Source organism: Sphingobium agri (assembly GCF_023051225.1).
Taxonomy (GTDB): domain Bacteria; phylum Pseudomonadota; class Alphaproteobacteria; order Sphingomonadales; family Sphingomonadaceae; genus Sphingobium; species Sphingobium agri.
The window spans coordinates 296,545-317,164 of sequence record NZ_JALKHS010000006.1 but is presented as its reverse complement, the minus strand read 5'-3'; the positions used below and the strand labels follow the sequence as shown (position 1 = coordinate 317,164).

Here is a 20,620-nt window from a genome sequence, read left to right as displayed (position 1 = left end):
ATCATGCTCGAAGCGAACCGAAGTAGGACGCCTCCATCCATGCAGGACAAAGCATAACCCGCCATGGAAGCCCATCTCGCCTTTCCGCTGCTTGTCGCCCTTATCGGGGTGGCGCTTGCATTCGACTTCCTGAACGGCCTGCATGACGCGGCGAACTCGATCGCCACGATCGTATCGACGCGCGTGTTGAAGCCTCAATATGCCGTGGCCTGGGCGGCCTTTTTCAATTTCATCGCCTTCCTTTTCTTCGGCCTTCATGTCGCGGAGACGGTTGGCAAGGGCATCGTCGATGCGAGCATCATCGATCCGCAGGTGATCTTCGGGGCTCTGATGGGCGCGATCGCGTGGAACCTCATCACCTGGGGGCTGGGCATCCCCTCCTCCAGCAGCCACGCTCTGATCGGCGGCCTGCTGGGTGCGGGCACGGCCAAGGCGGGTTTGAGCGCAGTGGTCTGGAGCGGCGTGTTCAAGACCAGCGCCGCTATTGTGATGTCTCCCGCCATCGGCCTGCTGCTCGCGCTGCTACTGGTCCTGATCATCAGTTGGATCTTCCGCCGCTTCACTCCGCAGGGCGCGGACCGCGTCTTCCGCAAGCTGCAACTCGTCTCCGCCTCGCTCTACTCGCTCGGCCATGGCGGCAACGACGCGCAAAAGACGATGGGGATCATCGCTGTCCTTCTTTATTCGCAGGGCATGCTTGAAGGCGGCTTCCACGTTCCTTTCTGGGTCGTGATTTCCTGTCAGGCCGCGATGGGCATCGGCACGCTGCTGGGCGGATGGAAAATCGTCCACACCATGGGATCGAAGATCACGCGCCTCACTCCAGCCCAGGGCTTCTGCGCGGAAACCGGCGGCGCGATCACGCTGTTCATGGCGACGCATCTTGGCGTCCCGGTATCGACGACCCACACCATCACTGGCGCGATCGTCGGCGTTGGCGCTTCCCGCCGCCTGTCCGCAGTCCGCTGGAACGTCGCCTCAAGCATTGTCATCGCCTGGGTGGTGACTCTCCCGGCAGCGGCGCTGATCGGTGCGGGTTTTTACGAACTGACCAGGCTGTTCTGACGTTCGCCCCTTCACAAGCGGCCGCCTTGTCTCTATATGGCGTTTTGAAAATCCGGTCCTTGCAAGCTTTCCGGCAGGCATGGACCGTCCCCTGGATCGCCCGGGGACCGGCTTCGAATAGCGCGCGAAACCGGCGGGATTGGGCGACATTAGTGGGTCACAAGGTGCTGACAGTGCGGATCGGACAGTCCCGGCCCGCACTTTTTTGCGTGGCGGCATAGGCGCGAATCAGCGCTTGGACCCGTCTCGTCAGGCTGAATTTTCGCTGTGATGCGAATAAATGCGACGAACTACAGGCAGGAAACGCAATGGCGACCAAAGCTCTCCCCCCGATCAGCAATACCGGCGCGAAGAAGCGCATTAGAAAGGTATTCGGCGACATCCACGAAGTGGTGCAGATGCCGAACCTGATCGAGGTCCAGCGGGAGAGCTATGAACAGTTCCTCCGCTCCGATCCGAAGACCGGCTATGTCTCCGGCCTGGAAAAGACACTGCGCTCGGTCTTTCCGATCCGCGATTTCGCGGGCACGGCCGAAATGGACTTCGTTCATTATGAACTGGAAGATCCGAAGTACGACGTCGAGGAATGCCGTCAGCGGGGCATCACCTACGCCGCCCCGATGCGCGTCACGCTGCGCCTGATCGTGTTCGAAGTCGACCAGGACACCGAAACCCGCTCCGTGCTCGATATCAAGGAGCAGGACGTCTACATGGGCGACATGCCGCTCATGACGCAGAACGGCACCTTCATCGTCAATGGTACAGAGCGGGTCATCGTGTCGCAAATGCACCGTTCGCCGGGCGTCCTGTTCGACCATGACCGTGGCAAGACCCACTCGTCGGGCAAATATTTGTTCGCTGCTCGCGTGATTCCGTATCGCGGTTCATGGCTCGACTTCGAATTCGACGCCAAGGACATCGTCAACGTCCGTATCGACCGTAAGCGCAAGCTGCCGGTTACGGCGCTGCTCTATGCGCTCGGCCTCAATGCCGAAGACATTCTTGGCTATTTCTATAACAAAGTGACCTTCCTGCGCGGCGAAGGCGGCTGGCAGATCCCCTATACCGCCGAAGCATGGCGCGGTCAGAAGCCGGCGTTCGACATTGTCGACGCAAAGTCGGGCGAAGTCGTGTTCGCTGCCGGTCACAAGATCTCGCCCCGCGCCGCCAACAAGGCGGAAAAGGACGGGCTCGAAACGCTGCTGATCCCGACCGAGGAAGTCTATGGCCGCTACAGCGCCTACGACCTCATCAACGAGAGCACGGGTGAGATTTACATCGAGGCCGGTGACGAAGTCAGCCCCGAGAATCTGGAAAAGCTGGACAAGGCCGGCATCGACCGTCTCGAACTGCTCGACATTGATCATGTCACCACCGGTCCCTGGATCCGCAACACGCTGAAAGCCGACAAGGCTGAAGAGCGCGACCAGGCGCTGTCCGATATCTATCGCGTCATGCGCCCCGGCGAACCGCCGACGAAGGAAACTGCTGAAGCCCTCTTCGCCGGCCTCTTCTTCGATCCCGAGCGCTATGATCTCTCGGCCGTCGGCCGCGTGAAGCTCAACATGCGCCTCGACCTCGATGCCGAGGACACCGTCACCACGCTCCGCACCGAGGACATCCTCGCCGTGGTCAAGGAACTGGTGAACCTGAAGGACGGCAAGGGCGAGATCGACGATATCGACAATCTCGGCAATCGCCGCGTCCGTTCGGTGGGCGAGCTTCTGGAAAACCAGTATCGCGTCGGCCTTCTCCGCATGGAGCGCGCCGTCAAGGAGCGCATGTCGAGCGTCGACGTGTCGACCGTGATGCCGAACGATCTCATCAACGCGAAACCCGCCGTGGCTGCGGTGCGTGAATTCTTCGGCTCCTCGCAGCTCTCGCAGTTCATGGACCAGACCAATCCGCTGTCGGAAGTCACCCACAAGCGCCGCGTTTCGGCGCTCGGGCCGGGCGGCCTCACCCGCGAGCGCGCAGGCTTCGAAGTCCGCGACGTTCATCCGACCCATTATGGCCGTATCTGCCCGATCGAGACGCCGGAAGGCCCGAACATCGGTCTGATCAACTCGCTGGCCACATTCAGCCGTGTCAACAAGTACGGCTTCATCGAAACGCCTTACCGCAAGGTGATCGACGGCAAGGTGACCAATGAGGTCGTCTATCTGTCGGCGATGGAAGAAGCCAAGCACACGATCGCGCAGGCCAACGCTGAGCTGAACGACGATGGCACGCTGGCGGAAGACCTGATCTCGGCGCGTGAAGCGGGCGAGTTCCTGATGGCGCCCAAGGACCACATCACCCTGATGGACGTCAGCCCCAAGCAGCTGGTGTCGGTCGCGGCCTCGCTCATCCCGTTCCTGGAAAACGATGACGCCAACCGCGCGCTCATGGGATCGAACATGCAGCGTCAGGCCGTGCCGCTCGTCAATGCCGAAGCGCCGTTCGTCGGCACCGGCATGGAAGGTACGGTTGCGCGCGACTCCGGCGCAGCCATCGCGGCCAAACGTCCCGGCATCGTTGACCAGGTCGACGCGACCCGTATCGTCATCCGCGCTACCGGAGACATCGAACCCGGCCAGTCGGGCGTCGATATCTACACGCTCCAGAAGTTCCAGCGTTCGAACCAGGACACCTGCATCAACCAGCGTCCGCTGGTAAAGGTGGGCGACCTGATCGAGGGCGGCGACGTGATCGCCGACGGTCCCTCGACCGAGTTCGGCGAACTGGCGCTGGGCCGGAACACGCTGGTCGCGTTCATGCCCTGGAACGGCTACAACTACGAAGACTCCATCCTGATCTCCGAGCGGATCGTGAAGGATGACGTCTTCACCTCGATCCATATCGAGGAGTTCGAGGTCATGGCCCGCGATACCAAGCTCGGACCGGAAGACATCACCCGCGACATTCCGAACGTCGGTGAAGAAGCGCTGCGCAACCTCGACGAGGCGGGTATCGTCTACATCGGCGCCGAAGTGGAACCGGGCGACATTCTGGTCGGCAAGATCACCCCCAAGGGTGAATCGCCGATGACCCCGGAAGAAAAGCTGCTCCGTGCGATCTTCGGTGAAAAGGCGAGCGACGTGCGCGACACCTCGCTGCGTCTGCCGCCGGGCGTTGCCGGTACGGTCGTGGAAGTCCGCGTCTTCAACCGCCACGGCATCGACAAGGACGAGCGCGCCATGGCGATCGAGCGGGAGGAAATCGACCGCCTCGCCAAGGATCGTGAAGACGAACGCGCCATCCTCAATCGCGCGACCTTCAACCGCTTGCAGGAAATGCTGCTCGGCCAGACGGCCACGGCTGCTCCCAAGGGCGTCAAGAAGGGCGTGGAGATCGACGAGGCCCTGCTCTCTGAAGTCGAGCGTCATGAATGGTGGAAGTTCGCGGTTGCGGACGACGCCCGCCAAGCCGGCATCGAAGCCGTTAAGGCGCAGTATGACGAAGCGGTGAAGCTGATCGTCGAGAAGTTCGAGGATCGCGTCGACAAGCTGCAGCGCGGCGACGAGCTGCCCCCGGGCGTGCTGAAGATGGTGAAGGTCTTCGTCGCGGTGAAGCGCAAGCTGCAGCCGGGCGACAAGATGGCCGGCCGTCACGGCAACAAGGGTGTCATCTCTCGCATCCTGCCCATCGAGGACATGCCGTTCCTTGAGGACGGCACCCATGTCGACATCGTGCTTAACCCGCTCGGCGTGCCATCGCGCATGAACGTCGGGCAGATCTTCGAAACGCACCTCGGCTGGGCCGCGCGCGGCCTCGGCCAGCAGCTCAAGCATGCGCTGGAGGAATGGCGTGACGCCAATCCAAATGCGCAGGGCGGCGAGATGCCGGACGCGGTGAAGACCCGTCTGCTCGAAACCTACGGGCCGCAATATGCTGACCAGATCGAAGGCCGCACGGCCGAGCAGATCGTTGACTTGGCTCAACATCTTACACGCGGCGTGCCGATGGCGACCCCGGTGTTCGACGGTGCCCGCGAAGCCGACGTTTCGGCGATGCTGGAGCTGGCGGGCCTGCACTCGTCGGGTCAGTCGGACCTGTACGACGGCCGGACTGGCGATCGGTTCGACCGAAAGGTGACCGTCGGCATCATCTACATGCTGAAGCTGCACCACCTGGTCGACGACAAGATCCACGCACGTTCCATCGGCCCCTACTCGCTTGTTACCCAGCAGCCGCTGGGCGGTAAGGCGCAGTTTGGTGGCCAGCGCTTCGGTGAAATGGAGGTGTGGGCGCTCCAGGCCTATGGTGCCGCCTACACGCTGCAGGAAATGCTGACGGTGAAGTCCGACGACGTGGTCGGCCGTACCAAGGTCTATGAAGCGATCGTCAAGGGCGACGACACTTTCGAGGCCGGTATTCCCGAAAGCTTCAACGTGCTGGTCAAGGAAATGCGCTCGCTGGGCCTCAACGTCGAACTCGCGTCGATGGACGAGATCGAGGAAGACGGCGACGGCTTCGCGCAGGCGGCGGAATAAGGGAATCTCGGAGCGCTGTCTCCCGAAGGCAGCGCTCTCTCCCCTCTCCTCGCCCCGAAAATTTACCCTCTAGAGGGAATGAGAAATGAACGAACTGACGAACTTCGCGAACCCGGTCCAGAAGCCGGAAACCTTCGACCAGATCCAGATCGGCCTCGCCTCTCCCGAGCGCATCCGCAGTTGGTCGTTCGGCGAGATCAAGAAGCCGGAAACCATCAACTATCGTACGTTCAAGCCCGAGCGTGACGGCCTGTTCTGCGCACGCATTTTTGGTCCGATCAAGGACTATGAGTGCCTGTGCGGCAAGTATAAGCGCATGAAGTATAAGGGCATCGTCTGCGAAAAGTGCGGTGTCGAAGTTACGGTGTCGAAGGTCCGCCGCGAGCGGATGGGCCATATCGAACTGGCAGCGCCCGTCGCGCACATCTGGTTCCTGAAGTCGCTGCCCTCACGCATCGGCCTGCTCCTCGACATGCAGCTCAAGCAGCTTGAGCGCGTGCTGTATTTCGAGAGCTACATCGTCACCGAGCCGGGTCTGACACCGCTCGAAAAGTTCCAGCTTCTGACTGAAGACGAGCTGCTCGACGCGCAGGACGAATATGGCGAGGACGCCTTCTCCGCAGGGATTGGTGCCGAGGCCGTCAAGCAGATGCTGATGGACCTCGACCTTGAAGGTGAAAAGGTCGCGCTGCTGGACGAACTGGCGACCACCAAGTCGGAGCTGAAGCCCAAGAAGATCATCAAGCGCCTGAAGGTGGTTGAGAGCTTCCTGGAATCGGGCAACCGCCCCGAATGGATGATCCTAGACGTGGTGCCGGTCATCCCGCCGGAACTGCGTCCGCTGGTGCCGCTGGACGGCGGCCGCTTCGCTACGTCGGACCTCAACGACCTCTATCGCCGCGTCATCAACCGTAACAACCGGTTGAAGCGCCTGATGGAACTGCGCGCGCCGGACATCATCGTCCGCAACGAAAAGCGCATGTTGCAGGAGGCCGTCGACGCCCTGTTCGACAATGGCCGCCGCGGCCGTGTCATCACCGGCGCCAACAAGCGTCCGCTCAAGTCGCTGTCTGACATGCTCAAGGGTAAGCAGGGCCGCTTCCGTCAGAACCTGCTCGGCAAGCGCGTCGACTATTCGGGCCGTTCGGTGATCGTGACCGGTCCGGAACTCAAGCTGCACCAGTGCGGCTTGCCCAAGAAGATGGCGCTCGAACTGTTCAAGCCCTTCATCTACGCCCGCCTCGACGCCAAGGGTCTGTCCATGACCCTGAAGCAGGCCAAGAAGTGGGTCGAGAAGGAGCGCAAGGAAGTCTGGGACATTCTCGACGAAGTCATTCGCGAACACCCGGTCATGCTGAACCGCGCGCCGACGCTTCACCGCCTCGGCATCCAGGCGTTCGAACCCGTGCTGATCGAAGGCAAGGCGATCCAGCTGCACCCGCTCGTCTGCTCGGCCTTCAACGCCGACTTCGACGGTGACCAGATGGCCGTCCACGTGCCTCTCTCGCTGGAAGCCCAGCTCGAAGCGCGCGTGCTGATGATGTCGACCAACAACATCCTCTCGCCCGCGAACGGCAAGCCGATCATCGTTCCTTCGCAGGACATGGTTCTGGGTATCTATTACCTGTCCATGGAGCGCGAAGGCGAGCCGGGCGAAGGCATGCTGCTGGCCGACATGCAGGAGGTCCACCAGGCTCTCTATGCCAAGGCCGTGACGCTTCACTCGAAGATCATCAGCCGCGTGCCGCAGACAGACGAAGCCGGTCAGCAGTATATGAAGCGCTTCGAGACGACCCCGGGCCGCATGCTGCTCGGCGAATGTCTGCCCAAGTCGCACAAGGTGCCGTTCGACGTGGTCAACCGCCTTCTCACCAAGAAGGAAATCGGTGACGTCATCGACCAGGTCTATCGTCACACCGGTCAGAAGGACACGGTGCTGTTCGCCGACGCCATCATGGCGCTGGGCTTCCGCCACGCGTTCCAGGCCGGTATCTCGTTCGGCAAGGACGACATGGTGATCCCGGATTCGAAGACCGCGATGGTCGACGAAACCAAGGCGCTGGTGGCCGACTATGAGCAGCAATATCAGGACGGCCTGATCACCCAGCAGGAAAAGTACAACAAGGTGATCGACGCCTGGAGCCGTTGCGGCGACCAGGTCGCGAACGCCATGATGGACGAAATCCGCGCCCAGCCCAAGGACCCGCAGACCGGTCGCATGGCCCAGATCAACTCGATCTACATGATGGCGCACTCCGGTGCCCGTGGTTCGCAGGCCCAGATGAAGCAGCTTGCCGGTATGCGCGGCCTGATGGCCAAGCCGAGCGGCGAGATCATCGAAACGCCGATCATCTCGAACTTCAAGGAAGGTCTGACCGTCCTTGAGTACTTCAACTCAACCCACGGCGCGCGTAAGGGTCTGGCCGACACCGCGCTCAAGACGGCGAACTCGGGTTACCTGACCCGCCGTCTGGTCGATGTGTCGCAGGATTGCACGGTCGTCGAAGAGGATTGCGGCACCGAAAAGGCGCTGGAGATGAAGGCCATCGTTCAGGGTGGTTCGGTCATCGCCTCGCTTGGCGAGCGTATCCTGGGCCGCACCACGGCGCAGGACATCGTCGACAGCAAGGACGGTTCGGTCATCGTTCCGATCGGCACGCTGCTCGACGAAGCGCTGGTGGCGCAGATCGAGGCGATCGGCACGCAGGCCGTGAAGATCCGCTCACCCCTCATCTGCGAAAGCAAAATGGGTGTCTGCGGCAAGTGCTACGGCCGTGACCTCGCCCGTGGTACGCCGGTGAATATCGGTGAAGCGGTCGGCGTCATCGCGGCACAGTCCATCGGTGAACCGGGTACGCAGCTCACCATGCGTACCTTCCACATCGGCGGCGCGGCGAACTTCAACGAAACGTCGAACCTGGAAGCCCTGTCGGACGGCACGATCGAGCTGCGCGACATGCCAACCATCACCGACAAGAATGGCCGCCGCCTCAGCCTCGCCCGCAACGGCGAAATCGCGATCATCGACTCCGAAGGCCGCGAGCGCGAAACGCACCGCCTGCCTTACGGCGCCACCATCCTGTTCGCAGATGGCGATGCCGTGAAGAAGGGCGACCGCTTCGCTGAGTGGGATCCGTTCACCATGCCGGTGATCACGGAAAAGCCGGGCATCGTGAAGTATCAGGACCTGATCGACGGCAAGACGCTGACCGAGCAGACCGACGAAGCCACGGGCATCGCCCAGCGCGTCGTCACGGAGCATCGCGGTTCCGCCCGTACGAAGGAGGATCTGCGTCCCCGCCTCACCCTGCTCGACGATCAGTCGGGCGAAGCTGCCCGCTACATGCTGGCGGTGGGTGCGACCCTGTCGGTCGATGATGGTGCGCAGGTGCAGGCTGGTGACGTGCTGGCGCGTGTTTCTCGCGAAGCCGCGAAGACCCGCGACATCACCGGCGGTCTGCCGCGCGTCGCCGAACTGTTCGAAGCCCGCAAGCCCAAGGACAATGCGATCATTGCCAAGGTGTCGGGCCGCGTCCAGTTCCTCAAGGATTACAAGGCGAAGCGCAAGATCGCCATCAATCCCGAGGATGGCGGCGAGCCGGTCGAATATCTGATCCCCAAGAGCAAGGTGATCGACGTTCAGGAAGGCGACTTCGTGAAGCGCGGCGATAACCTGATCGGTGGTTCACCCGACCCGCATGACATCCTGGAAGTGCTCGGCATCGAGCCGCTGGCCGAATATCTGGTCGCGGAAATCCAGGAAGTTTATCGCTTGCAGGGCGTGAAGATCAACGACAAGCACATCGAAACGATCGTTCGTCAGATGCTGCAAAAAGTCGAGATCACCGTGTCCGGCGACACCACTTTGCTGGTGGGCGAGCAGGTCGATCGCGAGGAAATGGACGAGATCAACGCGAAGCTTCCGGCCGGCTACCAGCCTGCCGAAGGCAAGCCGGTACTGCTCGGCATCACCAAGGCCTCGCTGCAGACGCGTTCCTTCATCTCGGCGGCCTCCTTCCAGGAAACCACCCGCGTCCTCACGGAAGCGGCGGTTCAGGGCAAGAAGGACACGCTGGTTGGCCTTAAGGAAAACGTCATTGTCGGCCGCCTCATCCCGGCGGGCACCGGCGCTGGCATGAACCGCATGCGCGTTGCCGCCTCGTCGCGTGACGCGGCGATGCGGGCTGCTCTGCGGGCGTCGAGCCAGGTTGACCTGATCGCGCCCAAAACGGCCGCTGAAGAGCATGCCGCCGAACTGGCGCAGGGTCCGGAAGCCGCGATCGGAGACGATCCGCTGGCAGCTGTTCAGGGTGAAGACTTCACCACGCAGGACCTCGACTGACCTTTTGAAATGAGGAGAGCCGCTTCCTACATTGGAAGCGGCTCCCAAGCCCATCTACCCCACAAGGGATGATGAAAAGAGCCCGCCGGACGTGACAGCACGTCCGGCGGGCTTTTTCATGGCCGAAGTGCGCGGCATTTTTCCGGCGCAAGCCCCTTGACCAGCCGATCCAACCAGCCTATTTGCGCGCTTCCAATGCGGGCGACCCCCGCCTTGGTGCCCGATCCTCTAATGGTAAGAGAGCGGACTCTGACTCCGTCAATCAAGGTTCGAATCCTTGTCGGGCATCCACTAAACAAGATGCTGCCAGTTTCTTGCATTGGCCTATCGGAACGCTAACACTCCGGCAAACGTAGGGCACGGCGCGCTCCCCTGAGCTCAAGGTCACAGCACTCCTCCAGCGCTGTCAGCTTCGCAAGCTGGCTGCCATGACTGTATCCTTTAAAGCCAGGCGTAGCGGGACGCTAGATGATCATGCTGCGGGACGGAGCCCATTCACCTCTTCAGGGGTGATCGTCTTGGCGAGATGGATAAGGGATTTGACTGTAAAGGCCTTGAGCTGCGGCATCATGGCCTCCCACGGTCTGCCATAGCCTGCCAATATCGTTGATCCTTCGATCGACGTGTTGATAAACAGGGCCACGACGCTCACCTCCGCAGGCGACAGCGCGGGGTTCAGTTCGGCGATATAGGACGCCGTGAGGTCATGCATATATTGATAGACCATCTCGATCCGTTCGGCGACGAACTGATTATGGTTCGCCATCGCCCACAATTCCGTGAACAGATGGGTCATCTTCTTGGTCTTGGTTTCATCGAGAGTGCCGCCGATGACGAGAGCTAGCGCTTCTTCGGCGGGTATGCCGCGGCGGGTAAGGCTGCTCCTCGCCTCCCCCACCGTCGGGGTGAGCAATTCTTCCAGCAGCACCTGGACCAGCATTTCCTTGCGGGGGAAGTGCCGGCTTACATTTCCGACCTTCATGCCGCATTGAGCCGCTATGCGGCGTAGTGTGAAGGCTGACGCACCTTCTTCAACCAGGACGTGCAGCGCAGCCTTCAATATCGCGTCAACCGTGTCGGAGCCGCGCGAATATACGCCGGGACGCGGAGGAGCAACGAGCTTCGCCTTTTTCACCTTTTGATCAGTCATACCCCTCCCGTAGCGCTGATTTTGAATGTTGAAAAGTTCAGGCAACATATCATCGGATCATGAAACGTTGACATCCTCCAATTTGCGCTTGCCTAAGGTTGGAAGCAAAGGCTCAGATCACAACTCATCCCCTGACGCCCCAGCCTGGCTCGTACGAGATCAAAGCTTTACGAAGTTGACATACGACAACAATTAGTCAAGCCTTTTGGCGGCGAAACGGGAAGCCCGTCTGTGCACAAACTCTAGCAAAGGAACAAAAAAGACATGACGACCAATCGGCAGACTGACACGGCTTTGGACCCGATGTTCCTGCACCGCTGGTCACCGCGCGCTTTCGATGGCTCTGTCATGTCTGCCGAAGATTTGCGCACGATCCTGGATGCCGGGCGCTGGGCTCCTTCCTCCTTCAACTATCAGCCTTGGCGTTTTCTTTACGCGACGCGCGATGACGCGGCGAATTGGGATCGTTTCCTCGACCTTCTCATCCCTTTCAACGCAGTTTGGGCCAAGGACGCATCCGTGCTGCTGTTCATCCTGAGCGAGACGACGATGGGAGCGCCCGACAAGCCTAGCCACTCGCATAGCTTCGACGCGGGCGCCGCCTGGGCGGCGATAGCACTGCAGGCGCATCTGCTCGGCTATCATGCCCACGGGATGGTCGGGATAGACATGGAAAAGACGCGGACGGAACTCGCCATCCCCGATGGCTTCCGCATTGAAGCAGCGGTGGCGATCGGGCGGATGGGCGATCCTGCAAATCTCCCTGAAAAACTTCAGGCGCGCGAACAGCCGAGCGACCGCAAACCCCTGGAAGAGCTGGCCTATTCCGGGAATTTCCGGACCTGATCCAGACTGAGGCGCCTGTCAGTTATTTAAGACGCCGCTATGGGGAGACGCAATGCACCTCCCCTTTCGCTTGGCCCAGAAGCCGTAGGCGCTGGAACTGACTGAACGGCCGTTCCACGCATGACGGCCAGGCGGCTCACATAAGCTGGACCACCTCGATCAGATTGCCTTCGACGTCCTTGACGAAGGCAACATGGACACCATGTTCAGGATCAGCTTGAACGGCCATCACCACAACGCCACCCGCAGCGACAGCATCTTTCACGAAGCGATGGATGTCGTCCGCGATGAACCCGAGGATAAGCGACTCTGTGGGCGTCTTATCCACATCAAGGAACTTGGTTAGCGTGAAGTTCCCAGTCCCCGGCGGATTTGACTTGAAGTACAATTCTCGGATGGGACGGCCCGCAATATCTGCATCGACCTGCGCCTCCTCTACCAACCCGCAGACCGCCCCGTAAAATGCCCCGACCTTGTCGAGGTCCTGCACGATAAGCTTAGTGAAGCCCAAGGGAATTACCTTATTCACATCATCCGACATATTTAACACTTTCCGGTTTCAACTTAGACATTCCCTCGGGCAAATTAATATTACCTCCCGAATGAATAGCGTAGACGAACCCCGTACATTCTGGGTTCTCCATATAGAGTCGCGGTGAACAGCTGACTATTGTAGGTATTGCTATTGCTCACCCGATACAGCTTGTTCGTCAGGTTGGTGGCGTAGAAGCCCACGTCCATACGGCTGCCCGCAACATTCCGCCAGTCGAGCGACAGGTTCAGCGTTCCGAAGGGTTCAAGCCGCTCACCCGGCTGATTTCCAGGAATGCTGGTCCCCGCCGTATGCTGCGCCGAGGTGTGCGAATAGTTGACGAACATCGCCAAGGTGCCGAGATCATTACCAAGGGGCTGCTCCGCCGATACATGGAAGCTGTAGATGTACGGCGACACATATTGGAACGGAATGCAGGCAAGGTTCACAGTCGCCGGATCGCTGATGACATTGCCGGTGCAGTCCTGGGTCGGGCTGCTCGGCACAAACTCATATTTTTTATACTTCGCATCGGTGTAGCTGAACGTACCGCCGATCTCGACACCGGGGATCGGTCGCAGCGATGCTTCCGCTTCCACGCCCTGAATACGTGCATCGGCCGACAGGACCCTGGCGCCAGATGCGAAGGTGTCGGGATTGAAGTCGCCTGTAGCGCGCTGAATACCCTTGTAGGTCAGATAATAATAGGTGCCGTTGAGGCGAAGCGGCATACCTGCCAATCGCACATCCGACTTGAACCCGGCTTCGTAGGAGGTGACAAACTCCGGTGGAAATGTCCGGGTGCTCGTGAATACGGCGTTTGCGTTGATGCCGCCTGCCTTGTAGCCGCGGCTGATCTTCCCGTAAACCAGCAACTCGGGTGAGAATCTGTAGTCTACACCGATATTCCAGGTTGGCTCTTTGGTTTTCAGATTTGCTTCAAATTGGCAGCCAGTAGCTTCTGTCGCTATCGAATTGTCGCTGAAACAGAAAAATTCCCCTGGGGCGAGTACCTGATACAGGGCAGCCGAGCCACGAACCCTATCCCAAGTATATCGAACGCCGCCTGTGACCTTGAGGTTCTGTAGTGCAGGCGAAACCAACCCTAGATCCAGTGTCGACTGCGCGTATAGCGCTTTCGAAGTGTTGGTGATCGCGTATCTGATATCATACACGCCGCAAACCAATGGATTGCCGGTGAACAAGGCTGGACAGAAGCCCGTCGCCCCCGCTCCCTGAGCCCCCGCTGGACGCTGATCATAATAGAAAGCGCCTGCGGTAAAGGTGAGTTGCTTGTCGAACAAGTCGCCCTGGAGCTGCAGTTCCTCGGTAAACACCTTGATATCGTCGCGCGGCAGCCGCGTGGGCGAGGCGTTTTCATAAACCACCGGGGTGCCGTCACCAGGAAGCGTCACAACGCCAGGAGCCGGATAACTCCTCGGGTCACCATCATCGAACTGGAAGATGGTGCCGTCACTATCGACGGCATATGTCGTCTTGAAACGTTGATAGCTGATGATGTTACGCAGCGTCAGTTCTTCATTCAGATTGAGCGTCGAAGTATTGGTGACACCCCAGGTTTTTGTCCTCTGGAACGAATTGGTGCCGTGCGCCGTCTCCCTTGGACCACGCGCGGCTGCTTCGGCGCTAGCCGCTCTGTATACGTCGCACGATGCACTGAAGCCCGGGATTGTAGGCCCTTCGACGCAGAAAGGAAGGCCTACCAGACTCGTGGCCGCGAGTCCCGGAACGTTGAGATAGGTGTTGACCGTACCAGTGCCATGCGTCCGGGAATTCGCCCCGTAGGCCATGGTGTAGTTTTCGAAATTCTCGGTCGGCCGCAGCGTCAATCCAACGCGGCCGGAATACCAATGCAAGTTGTCACGATCGGTGTTCCAGACCACATCCCGCGTGTAGCCATCTCGATCCTGATAGGCTCCGGCGACCCGTAGCAGGACTTTGTCATCCACGATCGGGATGTTGATCGCGCCTTCCAGTTCCTTGTTGTCATAGCTACCGAACTTGCCTTGGACATAGCCTTCAAAGTCGTTTGTCGGCTTCTTCGGAACGAGCAGGACCGCACCGCCAGTCGTATTACGTCCGAACAAAGTACCTTGCGGCCCGTTCAGGACCTGGACATTTTCCAGATCTACGAAATTACCGGCGCCGCCCTGTTGAGGGATGGAAATCGGCGCAGGCAGCGGCACTTCGTTCAAATAGACAACAACGCCCGGAGACGCCTGGAAAGTCGCACCCTGCCCCCGGATCGTAAAGCTTTGCGCTTCACGTGACGGATTGCCATTGTTGCCGACGACAAGCGAGGGGACGGTCGCCTGCAAATTCTGCGGCTGCGTGATGCCCTGCTGCTGAAGGCGCTCTGGCGAAAATGCCGTAATCGCGATGGGCACGTCCTGTGCACGCTCGTCGCGGCGTTGCGCGGTGACCACGATGTCGGGCGAAGACTCCAGGTTCTCGTTCGAACCTGCGGACGATTGGGCCTGCGCATGCGCGGCTCCGGCGACCCACAACGCCGTCACCCCGGCTCCGCACAGAAGCTTCAAGCTGTTTTTCACTGTTCGCATCATTGCTACTCCCCATATGTAGCAATGCCCCCTCCATATGGGACATCGCGGCCCCCGGCAAAGTTGCCGGTTCCGATCGGCGACTGGGCATTTATATTCGTTCAGTCAGAAACTTAACCGACTGCGCACCGCTACATTCGCCACCTTCAATAGTTGACGTATTTCAACCGTTGTCAAGCTGAATTTATTTGCACAGCTCGTTGTTCTACAAGTCTCCGCCGGTCCGGAAATGCTGTAATATTATTATCGTCGCCGACTCCCATTTTTGGACAGACCAAAACGAAAATGGCGGGCCGCAAGGGCCCGCCATTCACTCGATCTTGCAATGTACCGTTTGCCGTAATCAGGCGGCGAGCGGCGCTTCGTCCATGTCGGCCGGAATGTTCGTCGGGCCATTCACAGCGAAAACTTGGGAAAGCATGCCGATGAAGGCGCGATCGGTCAGCGGATCGGTCGGCGTTTCGAACTGAGCGCCGCGCTTGCGGGCTTCGTCCATCAGCATGTTCAAAGCCTTGTCATGCGTGATGTCGTCGGTGTGATCGAACGTCCGCTTCAGGTCGGCCATATCCATGAACACTCGTGCACCCCAGTGGACGAGCAGGCGCACTTCGTCTGCCGGCAACTGCTGATTGATCACGCCGTTGGTCTCGATCCGCCAGCCGCCTTCGACCGTCGGATCAGGCGCCATCACGCTGCTGATATCCAGCCCTTCGGAACGACGCATGGCAAGCGGACCGGTCGCCTGAGCATGATGGAACATCATCTCGTTTTCGGCAACGACAGCGCGACCCCACATAGGCGCGGTGATCTGCTTGGGTTCGCCGCGCGGACCGTCCGGCCAATAGTTGAAGCCGCCGCCGATATTGCCCTTATAATACCAGCCGGTAACCTGCATCTTCTTGCTGCGCCAATGTTCGAACAGGCGAGACTTCGCCATCGTCAGGAGAAGCCAGATCGGCGTGTTTTCCATGGTCATGCCACGGAACACCGTGCCGTCGAGATGCGGCGGTCCACCGATGATGGTCGGCCCCTGAATGTTGATCAGGAACGTCTCCGGCTCCGCATATTGGGCGCCCCAATAGTTGCGCGCCATTTCGAGGAACTTGGAATTATAATAGCAGTCGTTCAGTTCAGGATAGAAGCAGACACCCTGCCGGGCGATATACCCGCGAAACGTCCCGCTACCCTGCAGGATCATGTCCCAGGTAAGGGTCATACCTTCAGGAATGGTGCCGCCGACCGCAGCAATGACTTCTTCCGGCGACTTGAAGTTCTCGGCGAGAATAAGCGGCCAGGGGCCATTCTCCCGCACGACCTTGAATATCCGCTGACGCTGATCTTCCGTATACGCGTTTTCGATCACATAAGGCGGCGCAAACGGGCGAAACTGGTCGGCAATGTCGGTGGTCATCAGGCACTCCATTGATTAAGCACGTTTCGCTCAAATCGTCCGCGCAAAGCGGCTCGGCCCGTCGCGATTCGAGCGGATGCGGACGGAATTTTGGACCATAAGTTGACGGTCGTCAACTGTAGCCAAAATGGGAGAATTTTCATGGTTTCGGCCTTGTTCCGAGTGAACGGAACTCTCGCAAAATCGTTGACGATGGTCAACTTTAATCCCACCGTGGTCGGATGAGGATGGCCGAGCGCCACTAGCAATCGGAGCGAAGACAAGAGCTATGGGGCTGCAGATATTGGATCCTGACTGCACCGTGGAGGAGATCGTCGCCGCCATGGACCGTGACGGCGCGTGCATCATAAGGGACATATTGTCGCCTGACCGGCTGAAGACTCTTCAGGAGGATGTCGCGCCATGGATCGCTCAGACCCCGGACGGGCTGGATGATTGGTCCGGTCGTAAGACCAAGCGCACGGGTGGATTGATCGCCCGATGCGCGAGCGTGCGCGAGATCGCGGTCGAACCGCTGATCCTGGGCACGGCAAATGCGACGCTTGGGCGTTTCTGCTCGAAGATTCAACTCAACATCACGCAATTGATCACCATCATGCCCGGGCAAGGCGTGCAGCCGCTGCATCGCGACAGGTTCGTATGGGGCGGACGATAGCGGCGGCGTCATTCCCGAAGGCATTGAGCCTCAGTGCAACGGCATCTGGGCGGTGGAAGATTTCACGGAGGATAATGGCGCGACTCATATCGTGCCGGGCAGCCATAAATGGCCGTTCAGCCGCCAGGCGCGCAGGGACGAAAGCATTCAGGCCGTCATGAAAGCTGGCTCCGTCCTGCTCTACAATGGCAGCGTCATTCATGGCGGCGGGGAAAATCGGAGCGACAAGCCCCGCAAGGCCCTCAACGTCACATATGCTCTGGGCTGGTTGCGGCAGGAGGAAAATCAATATCTGTCCTGCCCGCCCGAGATCGCGCGGAATTTCGACCAGGAGTTGACCGACCTGATCGGCTACAGTTTCGGCAACTATTCGCTGGGTTTCTACACCGATCCGCTGAAAGCACCCGAGCGTAGCGACATCGTACCGCCTGAGGCGGCGCTTGGCCGCTTCCCTCGAGAAATTCCCAAGATGGCGACAACGGACGCCGTGGCGGAGCCAAGCTGATCAACTCCTGAAGCAGTTTTCAACGGCTCCGGGGTCCGGTGGAACGCGGGCTGAGGGCGTCGCGCATCGCGACGCTCGAGTTGATCCGAGCGACGCCAGGCATACGCGACAAAACCTCGCTGTGAATGATCTCATAAGCGGCCACACTTTCCGTTTCGACACGCAACCAATAATCGGTGCCGCCCGTCATCAGGAAACATTCGCGGATTTCCGGACATTGCCGCACAGCATGTTCGAAGCGCGCGAGATAATCCTCCGTCTGCCTGTCCAAGGTCACTTGAACCAATATGTTCACGCTGGTCTCACCGACCCGCAAAGGGCTGGTCAGCACGGTATAGCCGCGGATCACACCTGCATCTTCCAGCAATTTGATCCTGCGGTGGCAACTTGACGGCGACAGGCCCACCTCTTCGGCGATCTCCGAATTCGGCCGCCTCGCGTTCAGCCTCAGCAAACGCAGGATCGCACGGTCAATCTGATCCAAGCCAATGGCCATTCTATCCAAAAACCTCGAATATCCTTCCTCAATCGGCATCATCTTAGAACAAATCACGACAGTTTGGTGAAAAAAGCTGCGTCGCCCCGGTTAGAAAAACAGATGAAGGGGTATCGGCATGACACCGGTGGATTGCGCAGGCGCGCTGTTAAGCATCGATTTGAACGCGCTGGTGGAAAATTACCGGCTGATCGCCCGCCGGGTTGCGCCTGCCGAGGTCGCCGGGGTGGTCAAGGCCGATGCCTATGGCACCGGCGCCTCCGCCGTGGCAGCCGCCCTGCTGGAAGCTGGCTGCCGCCGCTTCTTCGTGGCGCAGCTGGAAGAAGCCATCGCGCTCAAGCCGGAACTGCCCGACTCCGTCCAGCTCTTTGTCCTGAACGGCCTTCAACCGGGGGCAGAGCGGCACTGCCGGGATGCGGGCGCCATCCCGGTCCTCAATTCGCTCGATCAGATCAGGCGCTGGTCCCAGCTGGCGCAGGCTTCGGGCCGCACCCTGCCCGCCGCGCTTCAGGTGGACAGCGGCATGGCCCGGCTCGGCCTGTCGCCGGACGAGGTCCGGGCACTCCTTGCCGACCGGTCGCTTTTGGAGGGCATCGAACTGGTGCTTATCCTAAGCCACCTCGCCTGCGCCGATGATCCTTCGTCCGCGTTCAATGACAAGCAGGTTGCTGCCTTCAACGATTTTACGCGCCATTTCCCTGGCGTCTCGCGCTCTCTCGATAACAGCGGCGGCAGTTTCCTCAACCACCCGCATTATGAGGTCGTGCGCGCCGGGATCGCCCTTTATGGCGGCGCGCCGCAGGACAGCGCCAACCCCATGCATCCCGTCGTCTCGCTTGAGGCGCGGATTGCGCAGCTCCGCACGGTCGGTCCTGGCACGGGCGTTGGATATGGCCTCAGCCACCTGGCGGAGGAGACCTCTCACATCGCGACGATCCCGGTCGGCTACGCGGACGGATGGCCGCGGCACCTCAGCAATCGCGGCTCCGCTTTCATCGGCGGCATCCGGGTGCCGATCGTTGGCCGGGTGTCGATGGACAGCATGACCCTCGACGTGACGCATGTCCCCGACATGCTGCTCTATCCCGGCGCGCCTGTCGAACTGCTCGGCCCGCATCAGTCGATCGACGATGTCGCGGCTGATGCGGGCACCATTTCCTACGAAATCCTCACCCAGCTCGGCCACCGGTATCGTCGTGAGTACCGCCTTGCCGAGCCTGCAGAGCAAAAGCGGAGTATGACAGCATGAAGGTCGCGATTCTCGGCAGCGGGGTCATCGGCGTGACGTCGGCCTGGTATCTGGCAAAGGCTGGGCATGAGGTGGTCGTGATCGACCGCCAGTCCGGCCCGGCCCTGGAAACCAGCTTCGCCAACGCGGGTGAGATTTCCCCGGGTTATGCCTCGCCCTGGGCAGCGCCAGGCATTCCGATGAAGGCGATGCGCTGGCTGTTCATGCAGCATGCGCCGCTCATCCTCCGCCCCAGCTTCGACGCTGCCATGTTGCGCTGGATCGTGGCCATGCTCGGCAATTGCACGGAAAAGGCCTATGCGGTGAACAAGAGCCGCATGGTTCGCCTGGCCGAGTTCAGCCGCGATCAGCTTATCGCCCTGCGCCAAGAAACCGGCATCACCTATGACGAGCGTAGCCAGGGCACGCTCCAGCTGTTCCGCGAGCAGAAGCAGCTCGACGGCATCGGCAAGGATGTCGCCGTGCTGCAGGCTGACGGCGTGCCGTTCGAGATACTCGACAAGGCCGGTTGTATTGCCGCCGAGCCGGGCCTCGCCAACAGCCAGTCGCCGATCGTCGGCGGCCTGCGCCTGCCCAATGACGAGACCGGGGATTGCTTCAAATTCACCAACGCGCTCGCCGATATGGCGAAGGCCGCCGGTGTCACCTTCCTCCACGATCACAAGATCAAGCGCCTCGTCCAGGGCAAGGGCAGCATCGATCATGTCGAGACGGACAAGGGGCCGGTCGACGCAGACGCCTTCATCGTTGCCCTCGGCAGCTATTCGCCCCTGCTGGTGGCGCCGCTGGGGATCAAGCTGCCCGTCTACCCGGTAAAGGGCTATTCGATCACCGTTCCCATCACCGCGGCAGAGCGCGCCCCTGTGTCCACGCTGCTTGATGAAAGCTTCAAGGTTGCGATCACCCGCCTGGGCGATCGCATCCGCGTCGGGGGCATGGCGGAACTCTCGGGCTTCTCGACCAACTTGCCCGGCAAACGGCGCGACACGCTGGAATATTCGGTAGGCTCGTTGTTCCCCGCGGCCGGAGACCTTGGCAAGGCGAGCTTCTGGTCCGGCCTGCGCCCCATGACGCCAGACAGCACGCCTGTCATCGGCTCTACGCACATCCCGAACCTCTACCTCAACACAGGTCATGGCACGCTTGGCTGGACCATGGCCTGCGGCTCGGGCCATGTGATCACCGACATCGTCTCCAACCGAAAACCGGCGATTGAAACGGGCGATCTATCGATTGCGCGCTATCGTTAAACAGGACTGCCGTTAGCGGACATTGATCCGGCGGGCGGTCCGTCAGCCGCCACGGCACCATT

Annotated in this window: 13 protein-coding genes and 1 tRNA gene; 9 read left to right on the top strand and 5 right to left on the bottom strand. The window is 60.3% G+C overall.

Annotated elements, in window-relative coordinates; all coding sequences use genetic code 11:
• Nucleotides 1–63 precede the first annotated feature (63 nt).
• From MU848_RS04675 to MU848_RS04660, 4 genes are all read left to right on the top strand, one after another.
• A complete protein-coding gene (locus MU848_RS04675) occupies nucleotides 64–1,065 on the top strand; it encodes an inorganic phosphate transporter (RefSeq protein ID WP_247230531.1) in 1,002 nt (333 codons plus the stop codon).
• 308 nt (nucleotides 1,066–1,373) lie between these two features.
• The gene (gene rpoB, locus MU848_RS04670) at nucleotides 1,374–5,540 is read left to right on the top strand and encodes a DNA-directed RNA polymerase subunit beta (protein WP_247230529.1); all 4,167 of its coding nucleotides are present in this window, start codon (nucleotides 1,374–1,376) and stop codon (nucleotides 5,538–5,540) included.
• A gap of 85 nt (nucleotides 5,541–5,625) precedes the next feature.
• Nucleotides 5,626–9,882 carry a DNA-directed RNA polymerase subunit beta' gene (gene rpoC / locus MU848_RS04665; RefSeq protein ID WP_097092196.1) on the top strand — a complete coding sequence of 1,419 codons (4,257 nt, stop codon included), beginning with the start codon at nucleotides 5,626–5,628 and terminating at the stop codon, nucleotides 9,880–9,882.
• Between the two features lie 217 nt (nucleotides 9,883–10,099).
• Nucleotides 10,100–10,173: transfer RNA gene (locus MU848_RS04660), tRNA-Gln, on the top strand.
• A gap of 181 nt (nucleotides 10,174–10,354) precedes the next feature.
• Here MU848_RS04660 and MU848_RS04655 read toward each other — a convergent pair.
• Entirely contained in the window at nucleotides 10,355–11,032 is a 678-nt protein-coding gene (locus tag MU848_RS04655; RefSeq protein ID WP_247230527.1) for a TetR/AcrR family transcriptional regulator, read from the bottom strand.
• 264 nt (nucleotides 11,033–11,296) lie between these two features.
• On the opposite strand from MU848_RS04655, the gene MU848_RS04650 reads away from it, so the two are divergent.
• On the top strand, nucleotides 11,297–11,878 hold the full coding sequence (locus MU848_RS04650; protein WP_247230526.1) for a nitroreductase family protein: 582 nt from the start codon (nucleotides 11,297–11,299) through the stop codon (nucleotides 11,876–11,878).
• Between the two features lie 136 nt (nucleotides 11,879–12,014).
• On the opposite strand, the gene MU848_RS04645 is transcribed toward MU848_RS04650, so the two are convergent.
• The 3 genes from MU848_RS04645 to MU848_RS04635 all read right to left on the bottom strand — a co-directional run bounded on the left by MU848_RS04645 (nucleotide 12,015) and on the right by MU848_RS04635 (nucleotide 16,403).
• Nucleotides 12,015–12,419 carry a VOC family protein gene (locus tag MU848_RS04645; RefSeq protein ID WP_247230524.1) on the bottom strand — a complete coding sequence of 135 codons (405 nt, stop codon included), beginning with the start codon at nucleotides 12,417–12,419 and terminating at the stop codon, nucleotides 12,015–12,017.
• A 50-nt stretch (nucleotides 12,420–12,469) separates the two neighbouring features.
• Nucleotides 12,470–14,983 (bottom strand): TonB-dependent receptor, encoded by a 2,514-nt coding sequence (locus MU848_RS04640; protein WP_247230522.1) that lies wholly within the window; start codon nucleotides 14,981–14,983, stop codon nucleotides 12,470–12,472.
• A 352-nt stretch (nucleotides 14,984–15,335) separates the two neighbouring features.
• The gene (locus MU848_RS04635) at nucleotides 15,336–16,403 is read right to left on the bottom strand and encodes a hypothetical protein (RefSeq protein ID WP_247230521.1); all 1,068 of its coding nucleotides are present in this window, start codon (nucleotides 16,401–16,403) and stop codon (nucleotides 15,336–15,338) included.
• 268 nt (nucleotides 16,404–16,671) lie between these two features.
• Between MU848_RS04635 and MU848_RS18980 the strand changes: the two genes are divergently transcribed.
• Together MU848_RS18980 and MU848_RS18975 are read left to right on the top strand one after the other, a co-directional pair.
• Complete coding sequence (locus MU848_RS18980; RefSeq protein WP_281494299.1) at nucleotides 16,672–17,058, top strand: phytanoyl-CoA dioxygenase family protein; 387 nt, start codon at nucleotides 16,672–16,674, stop codon at nucleotides 17,056–17,058.
• Nucleotides 17,027–17,563 (top strand): phytanoyl-CoA dioxygenase family protein, encoded by a 537-nt coding sequence (locus tag MU848_RS18975; RefSeq protein WP_315862456.1) that lies wholly within the window; start codon nucleotides 17,027–17,029, stop codon nucleotides 17,561–17,563. The genes MU848_RS18980 and MU848_RS18975 overlap by 32 nt, the downstream gene beginning before the upstream one ends.
• A 19-nt stretch (nucleotides 17,564–17,582) precedes the next feature.
• On the opposite strand, the gene MU848_RS04625 is transcribed toward MU848_RS18975, so the two are convergent.
• Nucleotides 17,583–18,059, bottom strand: a complete 477-nt coding sequence (locus tag MU848_RS04625; protein WP_097092202.1) for an Lrp/AsnC family transcriptional regulator — start codon at nucleotides 18,057–18,059, stop codon at nucleotides 17,583–17,585.
• A 118-nt stretch (nucleotides 18,060–18,177) separates the two neighbouring features.
• On the opposite strand from MU848_RS04625, the gene alr reads away from it, so the two are divergent.
• The gene (gene alr, locus MU848_RS04620; RefSeq protein ID WP_247230519.1) at nucleotides 18,178–19,308 is read left to right on the top strand and encodes an alanine racemase; all 1,131 of its coding nucleotides are present in this window, start codon (nucleotides 18,178–18,180) and stop codon (nucleotides 19,306–19,308) included.
• Nucleotides 19,305–20,558 carry a D-amino acid dehydrogenase gene (locus tag MU848_RS04615; RefSeq protein ID WP_247230517.1) on the top strand — a complete coding sequence of 418 codons (1,254 nt, stop codon included), beginning with the start codon at nucleotides 19,305–19,307 and terminating at the stop codon, nucleotides 20,556–20,558. Before alr ends, MU848_RS04615 begins: the two co-directional genes overlap by 4 nt.
• Nucleotides 20,559–20,620 lie beyond the last annotated feature (62 nt).

What these genes read in the sequence shown, in the direction of transcription:
- MU848_RS04645 (WP_247230524.1), bottom strand. Translation starts at nt 12,419, where the DNA reads ATGTCGGATGATGTGAATAAGGTAATTCCCTTGGGCTTCACTAAGCTT.
- MU848_RS04650 (WP_247230526.1), top strand. Translation starts at nt 11,297, where the DNA reads ATGACGACCAATCGGCAGACTGACACGGCTTTGGACCCGATGTTCCTG.
- MU848_RS04655 (WP_247230527.1), bottom strand. Translation starts at nt 11,032, where the DNA reads ATGACTGATCAAAAGGTGAAAAAGGCGAAGCTCGTTGCTCCTCCGCGT.
- MU848_RS04615 (WP_247230517.1), top strand. Translation starts at nt 19,305, where the DNA reads ATGAAGGTCGCGATTCTCGGCAGCGGGGTCATCGGCGTGACGTCGGCC.
- alr (WP_247230519.1), top strand. Translation starts at nt 18,178, where the DNA reads ATGACACCGGTGGATTGCGCAGGCGCGCTGTTAAGCATCGATTTGAAC.
- MU848_RS04675 (WP_247230531.1), top strand. Translation starts at nt 64, where the DNA reads ATGGAAGCCCATCTCGCCTTTCCGCTGCTTGTCGCCCTTATCGGGGTG.
- rpoB (WP_247230529.1), top strand. Translation starts at nt 1,374, where the DNA reads ATGGCGACCAAAGCTCTCCCCCCGATCAGCAATACCGGCGCGAAGAAG.
- MU848_RS18980 (WP_281494299.1), top strand. Translation starts at nt 16,672, where the DNA reads ATGGGGCTGCAGATATTGGATCCTGACTGCACCGTGGAGGAGATCGTC.
- MU848_RS04625 (WP_097092202.1), bottom strand. Translation starts at nt 18,059, where the DNA reads ATGGCCATTGGCTTGGATCAGATTGACCGTGCGATCCTGCGTTTGCTG.
- rpoC (WP_097092196.1), top strand. Translation starts at nt 5,626, where the DNA reads ATGAACGAACTGACGAACTTCGCGAACCCGGTCCAGAAGCCGGAAACC.
- MU848_RS04635 (WP_247230521.1), bottom strand. Translation starts at nt 16,403, where the DNA reads ATGACCACCGACATTGCCGACCAGTTTCGCCCGTTTGCGCCGCCTTAT.